Source organism: Streptomyces sp. NPDC050121 (assembly GCF_044460385.1).
GTDB classification, from domain to species: domain Bacteria; phylum Actinomycetota; class Actinomycetes; order Streptomycetales; family Streptomycetaceae; genus Streptomyces; species Streptomyces soliscabiei.
Genome location: NZ_JBITJV010000052.1, coordinates 39,549 through 55,050 on the forward strand (window position 1 = coordinate 39,549; position 15,502 = coordinate 55,050).

The window sequence follows — 15,502 nt, forward strand, 5'->3', positions numbered from 1 at the left end:
CAGGAGCATCCATGGCCCTCAAGATCACCGTGATCGGCACCGGCTATCTCGGCGCCACGCACGCCGCGGCCATGGCCGAGCTGGGCTTCGAGGTGCTCGCGCTCGACGTCGTGCCGGAGAAGATCGAGATGCTGGAGCGGGGCGAGACCCCGATGTACGAGCCGGGGCTGGAGGAGCTGCTGCGGCGGCACGTCGCCGGGTTCGAGGGGTCCAGCGGGCGGCTGCGGTTCACGATGGACTGGGCCGAGGTGGGGGCCTTCGGCGACGTCCACTTCGTCTGCGTCAACACTCCGCAGAAGCACGGTGAGTACGCGTGCGACATGTCCTACGTCGAGTCCGCGATCGCGTCGCTCGCCCCGCATCTGACGCGTCCGGCCCTCGTCGTCGGCAAGTCCACCGTGCCGGTCGGGTCCGCCGAGCGGCTGGCCCGGACGATCGCCGAACTCGCGCCGGTCGGTGAGGACGCCGAACTCGCCTGGAACCCGGAGTTCCTGCGGGAGGGCTTCGCCGTCGACGACACGCTGCACCCGGACCGGATCGTCGTCGGGGTGCGCAGCGAGCGGGCCGAGGCCTTGCTGCGGCAGGTGTACGAGACCCCGATCGGGGAGGGGTCGCCGTTCGTGGTCACCGACTTCCCGACCGCCGAGCTGGTGAAGACCTCCGCGAACTCCTTCCTGGCCACCAAGATCTCCTTCATCAACGCGATGGCGGAGATGTGCGAGGCCTCCGGCGGTGATGTCGCCAAGCTGGCCGAGGCCATCGGGTACGACGACCGGATCGGGAAGAAGTTCCTGCGGGCCGGGATCGGGTTCGGCGGCGGGTGTCTGCCCAAGGACATCCGGGCGTTCATGGCGCGCGCCGGTGAGCTCGGGGCCGACCAGGCGCTCACCTTCCTGCGCGAGATCGACTCCATCAACATGCGCCAGCGCGGGCAGATGGTCGAGCTGGCCCGGGAGGCGCTGGGGGGCGGGTCGTTCCTGGGCAAGCGGGTCGCCGTGCTGGGCGCCACCTTCAAGCCGGACTCGGACGACGTACGGGACTCGCCCGCCCTGAACGTCGCCGGGCAGATCCATCTGCAGGGCGGGCAGGTCACGGTGTACGACCCGAAGGGGATGGAGAACGCCCGCCGGGTCTTTCCGACGCTCGGGTACGCCGACTCGGCCCTGGAGGCCGTACGGGGCGCCGACGCCGTCCTGCATCTGACCGAGTGGCGGGAGTTCCGCGAGCTGGACCCGGCGGCGCTCGGCGAGGTCGCGACGACCCGACTGGTCCTCGACGGCCGCAACGCGCTCGACCCCGTGCTGTGGCGCAAGGCCGGGTGGACGTACCGGGCGATGGGGCGTCCCACCGCCTGACCCGTACGAGACCGCGCACGACAGGTGACGCCGGTTCGGCCGAGGCTCAGTCGGCCGAACCGGCGTCTGCTTGCATTCTGCACCACCGGCCCGTCCCGTGGCCGGTGAACCTTGGCCCGGGGCTACTTGGCGCGGTACCGGCGCATCTTGGCGCGCGCGCCGCACACCTGCATCGAGCACCAGCGGCCCCGGCCGGCCGGGCTGCGGTCGTAGTACGCCCAGTGGCAGTCCGTGGCCTCGCAGGCCTTCAGCCGGGTCCAGGTGCCCGCGATCAGCGCCTGCGCCACGGCGGCGGCCGTACGGGAGAGCAGCGGGGGTTCCTCGGCCTGGGCGAGGGCGAGACGGGCCGAGCCGTCGTGCGCGTCCACCGTCACCAGCAGGGGGGCCGAGGCCAGCAGCTCGCCCAGCGGGGTCACCTCGCGGTGCGGTGAGTGGCCGGCGTGGGCCAGGAGGACCGCGCGCAGGGACTCCCGCAGCTCGCGGGCCCGCTCCACCTCCTCGCCCTCGGCGAGCCCGAACCGCGCCCGGCCCTCCGGCGTGTCCAGCGAGTCGGCGCCCGACTCGATGTCCAGCGTGTTCACCAGGGACTCGACCAGGGCCAGGTCGCCGGGCGCGGCCGATCTGTCACTCATGCTTGCGACGTTACCGCCAATGCGGCAGCATGCAGTAACCGTTACCGGTTACCCGTCCATACAGGTAACGGGCCGTACAGGTAACCGCCGTACAGGTAACCGCCGTACAGGTAACCGCCGTACAGGTAACCGCCGTACAGGTAACCGCCGCACAGGTAACCGCCGTACAGGTAACTTTCGAGGAGGAAGTCATGGCTCTCGCCAAGCTGGGTTCCGTCGTCCTGGACTGTCCCGACCCGCGTACGCTGGCCGGGTTCTACGCCGAGGTGCTGGGCGGCAGCGTCGTGGACGAGGAGGACTGGGTGGACCTGAAGCTGCCCGGCGGGCAGACGCTGGCCTTCCAGGCGGCCCCCGGGTTCGTACCGCCGAAGTGGCCCGCGCCCGACGCGTCGCAGCAGTTCCACCTGGACCTGACGGTCGACGACCTGGACGCGGCGGAGAAGGGCGTGCTGGCGCTCGGCGCGAAGCCGCTGGACGCCGAGGACCGCTCGCGGACCTTCCGGGTTTACGCCGATCCGGCCGGGCACCCGTTCTGTCTCTGCCGGATCGATCGCCCCTGAGGCCCTGAGACCCCGGGCTGGTTCAGCCGTCCAGGTGGACGATGAGTGCCGTCGACGGCTCCCGGGAGTGCAGTTCGTCCTGGAGGTCGGCCATGACGGTCTCCGTACGTCGATCAGCAGTACGGTCACGGTCGCACGGCCGGGGGGGTTGGCAACTGCTCGTCGACGAGCGTGCATGAGGTTGTTTTAGCTCGATCGTGTGATGGTCGGCTTCCGGGCTTGCGGTGCCCTGGGCCGTTCGTATTAGCGTGGCGGTGCGATCTGGACGCCGGATACGGTGCCAGCGTGCGGGGCCCCTGCTCCACCGGCGTGATGGTTCAGGGCTTCCCCGCCGCCCTCTGGCCGTATCCATATGGCCAGGTCGTGCAGGGAACCGGCCTCCCGGGACCGCACCACGCACAGGATGCGTGTCGCCGCCCCGGGGTCGAGTACGCCGGGGACCAGGACGCCCAAGACCGTTCGGGGCGTGCGGCTGATCAGGCCCACTCCTGCTCAGTCCATAGGAACGGTGCGCTTCCTGGTGGGCGGGGCGTTCGGGGTACGGCCGGGCGGGGCGGCCGGCTGCACCGACCGCCCCGCCCTTGGGTACGGGTCGACCTGCGAGCGGGGTCAGCCGTCCAGTGAGGCGATCGTCGCGTTGGACGGTGCGCGGGTCGCCCGGAGGTCGCGGGCGACGTCCTCCGCCGCGCCCAGCACCCGCACCGCGTTCTGCCAGGTCAGCTTGGCGAGGTCCGGCTTGGACCAGCCGCGGTCGAGGAGTTCCGCGAGCAGGTTCGGGTAGCCGGAGACATCGTCCAGGCCGTCGGGGGTGAAGGCCGTGCCGTCGTAGTCGCCGCCGATGCCGAGGCAGTCGACGCCGGCGACCTCGCGCATGTGGTCGAGGTGGTCGGCGACCGTGGCGACGGTGGCGATCGGGCGGGGGTTGGTCTCCTCGAAGGCCCGGTGGACCTTCATCGCCTCGGGGGTGGTCGCGAGGTGGTGGAAGCCGTGGGCGCGCATGTTGTCGTCGGCCGCGGCCGTCCAGTCGACCGCCGCCTGGAGGACGAACTTCGGCACGAACGTCACCATCGCCATGCCGCCGTTGCCCGGCAGGCGTTCCAAAACGTCGTCCGGGATGTTGCGGGGGTGGTCGCAGACGGCGCGGGCCGAGGAGTGGGAGAAGATCACCGGGGCGGTCGAGGCGTCCAGCGCGTCGCGCATCGTCGTCGCCGCCACGTGCGAGAGGTCGACCAGCATGCCCTCGCGGTTCATCTCCCGCACGACCTCACGGCCGAAGGCCGACAGGCCGCCGACGCCGGGCTCGTCGGTCGCCGAGTCCGCCCAGTCCACGTTGTCGTTGTGGGTGAGCGTCATGTAGCGCACGCCGAGCGCGTACAGGCCGCGCAGGGCGCCGAGCGAGTTGGCGATGGAGTGGCCGCCCTCCGCGCCCATCAGCGAGGCGATACGGCCCTGTGCGCGCGCCGCCTCCATGTCGGCGGCGGTGAGCGCGGCGCGCAGGTCGGCCGGGTGGCGGGCGATGAGCTGCCGTACGCAGTCGATCTGCTCCAGCGTCGCCGGGACCGCGTCGGGCAGGTCCGCGCGCACGTACACCGACCAGTACTGCGCGCCGACCCCGCCCGCGCGCAGCCGGGGGATGTCGGTGTGCAGGTGGCCGTGCTGGGGCGTGGCGATGTCGCGGGCGTCGAGGTCGTAGCGGACCTGTTCGCGCAGCGCCCAGGGCAGGTCGTTGTGGCCGTCGACGACCGGGAACTCGCGCAGGAGCTCGCGGGCCTCGTCCAGTGAGGTCATCGGTGTCCGGGTCACTTTCCGAAGCCGAAGCCGTTCGAGCCCTCGACCTTGGCGCGCAGGCGTTTGCCCTTCTCGGTGGCCTGGTCGCCCAGCTCCTGCTGGAACTCCCGCATGCGGGTGAGCAGCTCCTCGTCCTGGGTGGCGAGGATGCGGGCGGCGAGCAGGCCCGCGTTGCGGGCGCCGCCGACGGAGACGGTCGCGACCGGGACGCCGGCCGGCATCTGCACGATCGACAGCAGGCTGTCCATGCCGTCCAGGTACTTCAGGGGCACGGGGACGCCGATGACGGGCAGCGGGGTGACCGAGGCGAGCATGCCGGGCAGATGGGCCGCGCCGCCCGCGCCCGCGATGATCACCTTGAGCCCGCGCTCGGCCGCCTGCTCGCCGTACGCGACCATCTCGCGCGGCATGCGGTGCGCGGAGACGACGTCGACCTCGTAGTCGATCTCGAACTCGTCGAGGGCCTGGGCGGCGGCCTCCATGACGGGCCAGTCGGAGTCCGACCCCATGACGATGCCTACGACAGGACTCATTCGGTGATCGTGCCTCTCAGGTAACCGGCTGCGTGACGTGCGCGTTCGAGGACGTCGTCCAGGTCGTCGCCGTAGGTGTTGACGTGGCCGACCTTGCGGCCGGGCTTCACGTCCTTGCCGTACATGTGGATCTTCAGTTGGGGGTCGCGGGCCATGCAGTGCAGGTACGCGGAGTACATGTCGGGGTAGTCGCCGCCGAGGACGTTGACCATGACCGTCCACTTGCCGCGGGGGCGCGGGTCGCCGAGGGGGAGGTCGAGGACGGCGCGGACGTGGTTGGCGAACTGCGAGGTGATCGCGCCGTCCTGCGTCCAGTGGCCCGAGTTGTGGGGGCGCATCGCGAGCTCGTTGACGAGGATGCGGCCGTCGCGGGTCTCGAACAGTTCGACCGCGAGGTGGCCGACGACGTCCAGCTCCTTGGCGATGCGCAGAGCCATCTCCTCGGCGCGCAGACCGAGGGTCCGATCGAGGTCGGGGGCGGGCGCGATCACGGTGTCGCAGACGCCGTTCACCTGCCGGGACTCGACGACCGGGTAGGCGACGGCCTGGCCGTGCGGGGAGCGGACGACGTTGGCGGCGAGCTCGCGGACGTAGTCGACCTTCTCCTCGGCGAGGACGGGCACGCCGGCGCGGAAGGGGTCCCCGGCTTCCTCGACGGAGTCGACGACCCACACGCCCTTGCCGTCGTAGCCGCCCCGGACGGTCTTCAGGACCACCGGGAAGCCTTCGCCCTCGGCGGCGAACGCGGCGACGTCGGCCGGGTCCGTCACGATCCGGTGCCTCGGGCACGGGACGCCGATCGCGTCGAGCCTGGCGCGCATCACCCCCTTGTCCTGGGCGTGCACCAGCGCGTCGGGGCCCGGGCGGACGGGAATGCCGTCCGCCTCCAGCGCCCTGAGGTGCTCGGTGGGAACGTGTTCGTGATCGAAAGTGATCACATCGCACCCGCGCGCGAACGCCCGCAGCGTGTCCAGATCGCGGTAGTCGCCGACGACGACCTCGCTCACGACCTGTGCCGCGGAATCCTGTGGGGTGTCACTGAGGAGCTTGAATCTGATGCCGAGCGGGATGCCCGCCTCGTGTGTCATACGAGCGAGCTGCCCCCCGCCGACCATGCCGACTACCGGGAACGTCACCACCCCAGGGTATCGGCCGCTCCACCGCGGCCGGATCCCGCGCCTCTTACCCGCGACTTTCCGGCCTCATACCGGCTGTTTCCCGGCTTCTTCCCCGCTGGTCACCGGCTCGTGAGGCGTACCACAGGAATCCGCCAAGAGTGGTGGTTAGCATGGCTGGGTTGACGAAACCGAACCCGAACGGGGGCCTGTCCGACCATGCCGCATGGTTCCTCGGGGCTGAAGAGGCTCTTCCGTGAGCTCGCGAAGTTCGGAGCCGTGGGCGGTGCGGGGCTGCTGGTCAACCTCGGCGTGTTCAACCTCGTGCGGCATCTCACCGATCTGCAGGTGGTGCGGGCGAGCGTCATAGCCACCGTCGTGTCGATCGTCTTCAACTACGTCGGGTTCCGCTACTTCACCTACCGTGACCGCGACAAGGGCGGGCGTACGAAGGAACTGACACTGTTCCTGCTGTTCAGCATGGTGGGACTGGTGATCGAGAACGGCTTGCTGTTCGCGGCGACGTACTGGTTCGGGTGGGACAGTCCGCTGCAGAACAACGTGTTCAAGTTCGTCGGGATCGGGATCGCGACGCTGTTCCGGTTCTGGTCCTACCGGACGTGGGTGTTCCGGGCGCTGCCCGCGAAGGGGGCGGTGGCCGGCGCGGAGTCGTTCCTCGCGGCGGCGGAACAGACCGGGCCCAGGCCACCGGAGCCGCAGGCCCCGGCCGCAGCCCCCGCTGCGGCTTCAGCCACGGCCGCGCAGCGGATGCGCTGAGCAACGGCCTGAAAATGCCTACCTGACCGTCGGCTCCTCGTCGTCCGTGGTGCGTTTCTGCGGGGCCGTGCGGGACAGGAACAGGCCGAAGACCGGGGGCTGGGCCTGGAGCATCTCCAGGCGGCCGCCGTCGGCCTCCGCGAGGTCGCGGGCCACGGCCAGGCCGATGCCCGTGGAGTTGCGGCCGCTGATGGCCCGCTCGAAGATGCGGGCGCCCAGGTCGGCGGGGACGCCGGGACCCTCGTCCGTCACCTCGACCACGGACTGGTTGCCGGTGACGCGGGTGCGCAGGGCCACCGTGCCGCCGCCGTGCATCAGGGAGTTCTCGATCAGCGCGGCCAGCACCTGGGCGACCGCGCCGGGCGTGCCCACCGCCCGCAGATGGCGCTTTCCGGAGCTGACGATGGCCCGGCCCACCCCGCGGTAGGCGGGGCGCCACTCGGCGAGCTGCTGCTGGATGACCTCGTCGAGGTCGAAGGTGACCGCCGAGCCGGTGCGCGGGTCCCGGGCGTTGGTCAGGAGCCGCTCCACGACGTCCGTCAGGCGCTCCACCTGCGTCAACGCGATGGTCGCCTCCTCCTTCACGGTGTCCGGGTCGTCGGTGAGGGTGATCTCCTCCAGGCGCATGGAGAGGGCGGTGAGGGGGGTGCGCAGCTGGTGGGAGGCGTCCGCCGCGAGCCGGCGTTCGGCGGTGAGCATGCGGGCGATGCGTTCCGCGGAGGAGTCGAGGACGTCGGCGACCCGATCCAGTTCCGGGACGCCGTACCGCTTGTGGCGGGGGCGCGGGTCGCCCGAGCCCAGGCGTTCCGCGGTCTCGGCGAGGTCGGTCAGGGGGGAGGCGAGGCGGTTGGCCTGGCGGATGGCCAGCAGCACGGCGGCGATCACCGCGAGCAGCGCCACCAGGCCGATGATCAGCAGGGTCCGGCCGACCTCCCGGGTCACCGTGGAGCGGGGCTCCTGGACCAGGACGGTCTCGCCCTCCTCGCCGTCGGCGGTCGACCTGATGACGTCGCCCTCGGGCTTGGCCCCGACCTCGATGACCGGCCGGCCGGGGATCCGGATCTCGGCGTAACGGTCCTGCGTGACCTGGTCGCGCAGTATCTCGGCGGTGATGTTCTCCGAGCCGACCAGCCGGCTGTCCACGATGCTGGCCAGCCGCAGCGCCTCGGAGTCCACCCGCTCCTGGGCGCTGTTGCTGATCGTGCGGGTCTCGACGAGAACGAGGGACACCCCGAAGACGGCGATGACGACAAGCACGACAGCAAGCGTGGACTGAATGAGACGGCGACGCACAAGGCCCTCCGGGCGGTGACGTTACGAGATGGGTATGGGCAACCCACCCAGGGGCGCGGGGCCGCACTCGATATGCGGCTCCGCCGCGTGGGCGCGAGAAGCCCCACCGGCCCGTACTCGACAACGCGACCCGCGTCAGCGCTCAGCTCTTTTCGAAGCGGAAGCCCACACCCCGCACCGTGGCGATGTAGCGAGGATTCGCCGCGTCGTCACCGAGCTTCTTGCGCAGCCAGGAGATGTGCATGTCGAGCGTCTTGGTCGACGACCACCACGTGGTGTCCCACACCTCCCGCATCAGCTGGTCGCGGGTGACGACCCGCCCCGCGTCGCGGACGAGGACCCGCAGGAGGTCGAACTCCTTGGCCGTCAGCTGGAGTTCCTCGTCACCCATCCACGCACGGTGCGACTCGACGTCGATGCGCACGCCGTGGGTCGCGGGCGGCTGCTGCGGCTCGGAGGCGCCGCGCCGCAGCAGGGCCCGGACGCGGGCGAGGAGCTCGGCGAGCCGGAAGGGCTTGGTGACGTAGTCGTCGGCGCCCGCGTCCAGACCGACGACGGTGTCCACCTCGTCGGCGCGCGCGGTGAGGATGAGGATCGGGATGGCGTGGCCCTCGGAGCGCAGCCGGCGGGCCACCTCCAGGCCGTCCATGCCGGGCAGGCCGAGGTCCAGCACGACCAGGTCGACACCGCCCTGCATTCCGGCGTCGAGTGCGGTGGGGCCGTCCTCACGCACCTCGACCTCGTACCCTTCCCGGCGCAGGGCGCGGGCCAGCGGCTCCGAGATGGACGCGTCGTCCTCGGCGAGCAGTACACGGGTCATGAGCTGATGGTAGTCCGCGCGGGGCGGCCGTCGAAGTGTGATCGCCCGCACTGTCTCTTACCTACGGACATGCCGGACAGACGGGGTACGGGACGGCGTACAGCCTCTCGACGATCTTGGTACGTACCTACGGTCAGGGGATGACATCCTGGTACACACCTTCGAATCACGGCTCACGGTTCCTTGATCACCTGTGATCCGTGTCTCAAGTCCTTCCATATCCGGCGTTGTGATGTCGTATGGTGAAAGAACGCCTGTAGTACGCAAGGACCTTTGGCGGTCGGCTTGACGCTGAGGGTCCCTTTTGTGTGCGGGCCGGTTCGCGCCGGCCATGAAAGGAATGACCTGTGGCCGGGCCCCCGACTCAAGGGGGCGTGGATCCCGGTGGTCGCCGTCCGCCGTTCCGAGACCCGGAGCGGGATCCCCCCGGGCGTAGGGGTGGACGACGTGTCCCCGATGCCGGCCGCCCCCCACCGGGCGCGCACCGCCGCTGTGCAGCGCGTCCCGAGCAGCAAGGAACGACATGGCGTCCAGCCTGACGAAGGACTCGGTCCGTCCGGGCACCCCCGGCTCCGGGAAGACCTTCTTCGGCCACCCCCGCGGACTGGCCACCCTCTTCATGACCGAGATGTGGGAACGGTTCTCCTACTACGGCATGAGGGCCCTGCTCCCGCTGTACCTGGTCGCCCCCGGCGGCCTGCACCTCAGCGCGGCGACGGCGACGGCGATCTACTCGGTCTACCTGTCGCTCGTGTACCTGCTCGCCCTGCCCGGCGGCTGGTTCGCGGACCGCGTGCTCGGCCCCCGCAAGACGGTCGCGGTCGCCGGCGCGATCATCATGCTCGGCCACCTCACCCTCGCGCTGCCGAACGCCGGCACCTTCTACGCGGGCCTCGGTCTGGTCGCCATCGGTTCCGGCCTGCTCAAGGCCAACATCTCCACGATGGTCGGCCACCTCTACGACGGCCCCGACGACCCGCGCCGTGACGGTGGCTTCACGCTCTTCTACATCGGCATCAACGCGGGCGCGTTCGCCGCGCCGCTGGTCATCGGCACCGTCGGCGAGAACGTCAACTGGCACCTGGGCTTCGCGCTCGCCGCGCTCGGCATGGCGCTGGGCCTGGCCCAGTTCCTGCTCGGCAGCCGCCACCTGAGCTCCCGCTCGGACGTCGTCCCGACCCCGCTGTCCGCGCGGGAGAAGGCGGCCACGCTGCGCAAGGCCGCGTTCTGGGCGGCCGTCGCGATCGTCTTCTACGCCGTCGTCGGCGTCTCCGGCATCTACACGCTGAACTGGCTGCTGGTCCCGATCACCGTCGCCGGCCTGGTCATCCCGGTCGTCGTCATCGCCCGGATGAAGCGGGACAAGGAACTGGACCGCGCCGAGCAGTCCAAGCTGACCGCGTACATCTGGTTCTTCGTGGCCGCGGCCGTGTTCTGGATGATCTACGACCAGGGCGGCTCGACGCTGTCCCTGTTCGCCGACTCCTCGGCGGACAACAGCGTCTTCGGCTGGGAGTTCCCGGTCTCCTGGTACCAGTCGGTCAACCCGGTCATGATCATGGCCCTGGCCCCGCTGTTCGCCTGGGCCTGGCTGGCGCTGGCCCGGCGTGGCAAGGAGCCGAGCACCGCGACGAAGTTCGCCGTGGGTCTGGCGCTGATCGGCGCGTCCTTCTTCCTCTTCCTGGCCCCGCTGTCGATCGCCGAGGGCGGTCACAAGGCGGCCGCGCTGTGGCTGGCGGCGATCTACTTCGTCCAGACCGTCGGTGAGCTGACCGTCTCCCCGGTCGGTCTGTCGGTCACCACGAAGATGGCTCCGGCGAAGTACGCCTCGCAGATGATGGGCGTCTGGTTCCTGGCCGTCACCGCCGGTGACGCCACGACCGGCCTGCTGTCCATCGCCGGCGTCGACCTCAACAAGACGGGCATCGTGGCCCTGGAGGCCGTGCTCGCCGTCATCGCCGGTGCGGCGGTGTGGATGTACCGCAAGAAGGTCAAGGAACTCATGGGCGACGTCCACTGACGTCCGCCACGAGCGAGGAGGGCCGCCGCATCCATCGGGTGCGGCGGCCCTCCTCGTTGTGACTCGGGTCGCTCAGCGCAGCCGCCGCCGTCCCGGCATGAACGTGAAGACCGCGCCGCCCAGCAGGATCGCCGTGCCCGCCACCAGGCCCAGGGCCTTCAGGGCGCCGTGGTCGCCGGAGCCCGTTTCCGCGAGGCCGCCGCTGGTCGACGTGCTGCCGCCCGAGGACGAGCCGCTGCCGCCGGACGCGCCGCTCGCCTGTTCCGCGGTGTTCAGGGTCAGCGAGACGGCCGTGCTGTCCGGGGTGCACGTCGTCTTGGTGCCCATGGCCTCGATCACCAGGACGCCCGGGGAGAGCGTGGACTCACCGGTCGCGCCGGGCTTGTAGGTGCCCTTGAGGTCCGGGATCTCGATCGGGGAGTTCTGCGGGATCGGCGCCGGGTTCAGCGGCCCCTCCACCTTCACCGAGCCCGTGTCCGCGCCGCCGAGCACGATCTGCATGGTCGGCTTCACCTTGCCGGCCGGGATGTCGATCGGGCTGTCCATCACCGACTTCTTGAACTGCACGGTGAGGTCGTAACTCCCGTTGTTCTTCCTGGCGTTGATCTGGATCGGCGAGGTCGCCTTCTTCTGCCCGATGGGCGAGGCGCAGGTGTAGGGGATGTCGACGACCTTGCCGGTGAAGTCGGTCCGGCCGTCGTCACCGCCGGTCGGGGACGACGACGGGGAGGTGCTGGGCGAGCTGGACGCGCTCGACGACGGCGACCCGCTCGGACTCTGGCTCTGCGACGGGCTCTGGCTCTGCGACGGGGAGCTGCTCGACGAGGGCGAGCCCGAACTCCCCTGCCCCGCCGTCACCGTGATGGTCACCGCCGGCTGGACCGCCTCCGTCGGCGCGCAGTCGGTGTTCGTCCCCAGCGCGTTGACGACGTACGCGTCAGGCGTCAGCGTCACCTGACCGGCCGCCGTCAGTTTCAGCGTGCCCTTCATGTCGGACAGCGCCATCGCGCCGCCCTTGGGGATCGCCGGGTTCTCGCGGGGCCCCTGCATCGCGATGTCCGCGCTCTGCGCGCCGGCCGCCTTGAGGGTGCCGGACGGCTGGACCGAGTTCGCGGGCAGGTCGATGATGTCGGGGTTCTTCGACGCGGCCTGCGTGAACTTCCACACGATGTCGACGGTGTCGCCGACCTTCGCCGTGGCCGGCGCGGTGACGTCGACCTTGGTGGTGCCGTTGACGTCGGGCAGGCCGATGCCCGAGGGGGGTACGCACTTGGTGGCGTAGGACACCTCGGCGGCCTGCGCCTGCCCGGCGGTCACGCCCAGCAGGACGGCCGCCCCGGTGAGCATGACGGCGACACCGGCCGCCGCCGCCCGCTTGCGCACGGGCACGTGATCTGGTGGTGGTACGGCTCTCTCGCTCAACTCGTTGCCTTCCCTCCGGGAGTCGTGGGAGTCGTGGGACCCGTGGGAGTCGTGGGACCCGTCGGAGTCGTAGGACTCGTGCGTCGGTCTTCGTGCGTCGGTGCGGAGAGCCGGCCCGCCGGGTCCGGACCGGTGTCCGGGGTGAACCACGGCAGGGTCACGGTCGAGGGGAGCGGCGCGGACTCCGAGGCCGAGGAGGCCGGGGCGGGGGCCTTCGTCCCGGTCCGGCGCCATGGGGTGCGCGGCGGCCGTCCGGCGCGGGCGGGGCGGCGGGCCGCGTGCCGCGGTCGCACCCGGTCCACCACCGCCATCCCGATGCGGAACAGCGCCGCCGGCACCACCACGCAGAGCAGGATCCAGAACAGGGTCACGCCCCAGGGCCTGCCCACGCCCCACGGCTGCTCGGCGAGGACCTTCCCGCCGTACTTCAGGGAGACCGTGTAGTCACCGTGGGCGCCGGCGGCGAGTTCGACGGGCAGTTCGACGCGGGCCTTCCCACCGGGGTCGATCGTGCCGCGCCACTGCCGCTCGTCCCACTGCGGGGCGAACACCCCGTGGGCGGTGCCGACCTGGAACACCGGGTTCTCGACGGGTGCGGTGCCGACGTTGCCGACGGTGAAGACCAGCGTGCGGGCGGGCGGCGCCCCGAACCAGGTCAGCAGACCGCCGGAGCCGTCGAGCCGGGTGTCGGTGAGCACGGACAGACGTCCGCCGGAGGTCGCCGCGGGCAGCGGCCGCACCGGGTGACCGGCCACCTGAAACGCGGCGTCCGCCTGCGCTTTCTCGCCCGTCGCGGTGGCCACGTGCACCACGCAGGGGCAGGGCACCGGCGGCTCGGCCACCGGCAGGGCCCGGCTGAAGCGGCCGTCGGCGTCGGTGGTGGCGGCGCGGCCGTCGGCGTTGGCGCAGGAGTTGGTGCCGCCGACCACGCCCCGGGCGGGTGTCGCCTGCCCGCAGACCAGCAGCATCAGCAGCGTGCGGGCCCGCCAGCCGCTGCCGCTGACGGTGATCGAACCGCCGGTTCCCGCCTGGGACTTGGACAGGGTGACGGTCGGTCCGCCGACCGCCGCGGCGGTGCCCGCCAGGGACAGCGAGCCCAGGAAGAGAAGCAACAGCGGGAGCAGGAACAGGAGCAGGGCCGACACCGGCGCGGTGCTCCGCGGCTCGCCTCTCACGTCTCCTCCATCTCTCACGTCAGCGCTCCCTCCGGATCGGCTTCCGTCGTCGTACGACCACGACGGCCGCACCGGTCGCACCGGCCGCCGCGACCGACAGGGCGCCCGCCGCCTTGCCCGGGGGCATGAACCGCGCCGACGCCCGCCCGGTGGCCCGTCCCGCGCCGGGCGCGGTGATCGTCAGGCGGACGGTGACGGCGTCCAGGGCCGGGCGGTCGGGCCACGGCTCGTCGAGAGCGAGACGGCGGCCCGGCGCCAACTGGACGGGCAGGGTGCGCGGGGGACGGTCCAGGACGGCGCCGAGGACACCGTCCGCGTGGACGGCGAGCCGTGGGACGAGGGCGGTGGTACCCCGGTTGACCAGCTCGTACGTGATGCGGTCGCCGCGCACGGCCACGTGTTCGACGGTCAGCGCGGCCAGCTCGGGTCCGCCGACCCGGATCAGCAGCCGGACGGTGGCCTCGCGGCCGGCTGCATCCCGTACGACGATCTCGCCGGCGCGGTCGCCGGGCTCCGCGTCCACCGGGACCGTCACCGTGAAGGGCACCTCGGCGCGGGTGCGGGCGGGGACGGTGGGGGCGGCGTCGGCGAAGACGACCCCCAGACCGGCACCAGCCCCGGCACCGGTGGCGTGCAGCCGTACGGTGAGCGGCTCGGTGCCCCGGTTGGTCACGGAGACCGTGTCCTGGAGCACCGTCCCGGGCGCGCCCTCCGCGTAGAAGGACGGCCGTCCGCCGCCGGAGGGCGCGACCGACCAGCCGCGGGGCGTGGCGGCCGGTGTGCCGGCAGGCGTCATGGCCGGCGTGGCGGCGAGCAGCAGCGGCAGGGTCAGGAGCAGGGCTCGGGCGGGCGCGTACGGCATCAACGGCTCCAGCACTCGTACGAGGGGCGGTCAGCGGCGGACGCGTGCCGTCTGGCCTCGCCGGGTCAGCCACAGGACGCCTGCCGCGCCGGCGAGCAGCACCGTGCCGCCGAGGGTGCCGAGGGCGATCGCGGAGTCCTCGGGGCCGGTCTGCGGAAGGTCGTTGCCAGAGCCGCCGGAGCCGCCGGAGGCACCGGAGTCGCCGGATCCGCCGTCGCTCTTGGCGCCGCCGCCCGCCGCCGTCACGTCGAGGGTGAGGGACGGCCCGGGGCTGTTGCGGGGCGTGCAGGTGGTGATCGTGCCGAGCGCCCTGATGGTGAGCACGCCGGGCGTGAAGGTGACCTTGCCGCTCTCCTTCGGGGTGTACGTGCCGCTCAGGTCGCTGATCTTGATGGGGGTGTTCTCGGGGATCGCGGCCTCGTTGGCGGGGCCGGTGACGTTCAAGGTGCCGCTGTCGGCGCCGCCCAGCTTGATCGTGGCGCTCGGCTTCATCGAGCCCGCACCGAGTTCGACGGGGCTGGAGGACACGCCCTTCTGCCAGGACATGGTGATCTTGTAGCCGGTGCCGCTCCTGACGCCCTTGATGTCGATCGGTGAGACGGCGCTCTTGTCGCCGATGGGCGTCTTGCAGCCGTAGTTGACGTTCACGACCTCGGCCACGGCCACCGGGGCGGCCATCCACACCGCCGAGCCGGCCAGGGCCGCGGCCGTCGCGAGCGCGGCGGTTCGCTTCCGGTTCGACACGGTCCCGTCCCCTCACTCCCGCCCCACCCTTACTGACGAGGCATCAGATTGAGCCGTCAAGGTACGCCCGGGGCGATGAGGAGGGAAGAGAAGGTACGCGCCGGAGTTGTGGGGATCCGGCGCACGGGTTCAGAGGGCTCCGAGAACGTCCGGAACTCCACCGGTCGGCTGATCCCGGCTCTCCTGGACAGCATCAGCGCCCCGACGGGGCTTCATCGGCTTCAGCATCGGCATCGGCTTCGGCTTCAGCTGATTGAACTGACGGTGGCGCACACGGAGTTACGCCGGGCGTGCGGTCAAGCCGGGGCGCCCAGTGTGAGGTGGGCCGCCGGGCGAGGTGGCAGCGGAGCTGCCCCTTTTCCCAGCGGCCTCCTCCCGAACCCGTCGTGCGACGTTAACCGCAACG

At 71.3% G+C, this 15,502-nt stretch carries 14 protein-coding genes; 4 read left to right on the top strand and 10 right to left on the bottom strand.

Translation table 11 applies throughout. The features are described 5' to 3' along the window. The first annotated feature begins 11 nt into the window (after positions 1 to 11). Positions 12 to 1,355, top strand: coding sequence for a UDP-glucose dehydrogenase family protein (locus ACIBTS_RS43815; protein ID WP_399326789.1), 1,344 nt, complete (start codon positions 12 to 14; stop codon positions 1,353 to 1,355). 122 nt (positions 1,356 to 1,477) lie between these two features. On the opposite strand, the gene ACIBTS_RS43820 is transcribed toward ACIBTS_RS43815, so the two are convergent. Next, entirely contained in the window at positions 1,478 to 1,987 is a 510-nt protein-coding gene (locus ACIBTS_RS43820; protein ID WP_399326791.1) for a CGNR zinc finger domain-containing protein, read from the bottom strand. Between the two features lie 191 nt (positions 1,988 to 2,178). On the opposite strand from ACIBTS_RS43820, the gene ACIBTS_RS43825 reads away from it, so the two are divergent. After that, positions 2,179 to 2,547, top strand: coding sequence for a VOC family protein (locus ACIBTS_RS43825; RefSeq protein ID WP_399326793.1), 369 nt, complete (start codon positions 2,179 to 2,181; stop codon positions 2,545 to 2,547). Positions 2,548 to 3,156: 609 nt separating this feature from the next. On the opposite strand, the gene ACIBTS_RS43830 is transcribed toward ACIBTS_RS43825, so the two are convergent. Genes ACIBTS_RS43830 through ACIBTS_RS43840 form a run of 3 tightly spaced genes read right to left on the bottom strand, consistent with a single transcriptional unit; the run spans position 3,157 to position 6,004 of the window. Further along, complete coding sequence (locus ACIBTS_RS43830; RefSeq protein ID WP_399326796.1) at positions 3,157 to 4,335, bottom strand: dipeptidase; 1,179 nt, start codon at positions 4,333 to 4,335, stop codon at positions 3,157 to 3,159. An 11-nt stretch (positions 4,336 to 4,346) separates the two neighbouring features. Beyond that, positions 4,347 to 4,868 carry a 5-(carboxyamino)imidazole ribonucleotide mutase gene (gene purE, locus ACIBTS_RS43835; RefSeq protein WP_319674983.1) on the bottom strand — a complete coding sequence of 174 codons (522 nt, stop codon included), beginning with the start codon at positions 4,866 to 4,868 and terminating at the stop codon, positions 4,347 to 4,349. Beyond that, positions 4,865 to 6,004 carry a 5-(carboxyamino)imidazole ribonucleotide synthase gene (locus ACIBTS_RS43840; RefSeq protein ID WP_399326799.1) on the bottom strand — a complete coding sequence of 380 codons (1,140 nt, stop codon included), beginning with the start codon at positions 6,002 to 6,004 and terminating at the stop codon, positions 4,865 to 4,867. Before ACIBTS_RS43840 ends, purE begins: the two co-directional genes overlap by 4 nt. Positions 6,005 to 6,202: 198 nt before the next feature. Here ACIBTS_RS43840 and ACIBTS_RS43845 point away from each other — a divergent pair, with 198 nt between their 5' ends. Then, positions 6,203 to 6,760, top strand: a complete 558-nt coding sequence (locus ACIBTS_RS43845; protein ID WP_399326801.1) for a GtrA family protein — start codon at positions 6,203 to 6,205, stop codon at positions 6,758 to 6,760. A gap of 18 nt (positions 6,761 to 6,778) precedes the next feature. Here ACIBTS_RS43845 and ACIBTS_RS43850 read toward each other — a convergent pair whose 3' ends face one another. Both ACIBTS_RS43850 and ACIBTS_RS43855 read right to left on the bottom strand, forming a co-directional pair. After that, positions 6,779 to 8,053, bottom strand: coding sequence for an ATP-binding protein (locus tag ACIBTS_RS43850; RefSeq protein WP_319674986.1), 1,275 nt, complete (start codon positions 8,051 to 8,053; stop codon positions 6,779 to 6,781). 142 nt (positions 8,054 to 8,195) lie between these two features. Beyond that, positions 8,196 to 8,873, bottom strand: coding sequence for a response regulator transcription factor (locus ACIBTS_RS43855; protein ID WP_069768534.1), 678 nt, complete (start codon positions 8,871 to 8,873; stop codon positions 8,196 to 8,198). A 523-nt stretch (positions 8,874 to 9,396) separates the two neighbouring features. On the opposite strand from ACIBTS_RS43855, the gene ACIBTS_RS43860 reads away from it, so the two are divergent. Continuing rightward, entirely contained in the window at positions 9,397 to 10,893 is a 1,497-nt protein-coding gene (locus ACIBTS_RS43860) for an oligopeptide:H+ symporter (RefSeq protein WP_399326803.1), read from the top strand. Between the two features lie 72 nt (positions 10,894 to 10,965). On the opposite strand, the gene ACIBTS_RS43865 is transcribed toward ACIBTS_RS43860, so the two are convergent. The 4 genes from ACIBTS_RS43865 to ACIBTS_RS43880 form a co-directional block, all read right to left on the bottom strand. Beyond that, positions 10,966 to 12,240, bottom strand: a complete 1,275-nt coding sequence (locus ACIBTS_RS43865; protein ID WP_399326810.1) for a hypothetical protein — start codon at positions 12,238 to 12,240, stop codon at positions 10,966 to 10,968. 71 nt (positions 12,241 to 12,311) lie between these two features. Then, positions 12,312 to 13,460, bottom strand: a complete 1,149-nt coding sequence (locus ACIBTS_RS43870) for a hypothetical protein (RefSeq protein WP_399326812.1) — start codon at positions 13,458 to 13,460, stop codon at positions 12,312 to 12,314. Positions 13,461 to 13,509: 49 nt separating this feature from the next. Continuing rightward, the gene (locus tag ACIBTS_RS43875) at positions 13,510 to 14,352 is read right to left on the bottom strand and encodes a hypothetical protein (RefSeq protein ID WP_399326805.1); all 843 of its coding nucleotides are present in this window, start codon (positions 14,350 to 14,352) and stop codon (positions 13,510 to 13,512) included. A gap of 30 nt (positions 14,353 to 14,382) precedes the next feature. Further along, complete coding sequence (locus tag ACIBTS_RS43880) at positions 14,383 to 15,096, bottom strand: LPXTG cell wall anchor domain-containing protein (protein ID WP_399326807.1); 714 nt, start codon at positions 15,094 to 15,096, stop codon at positions 14,383 to 14,385. Positions 15,097 to 15,502 lie beyond the last annotated feature (406 nt).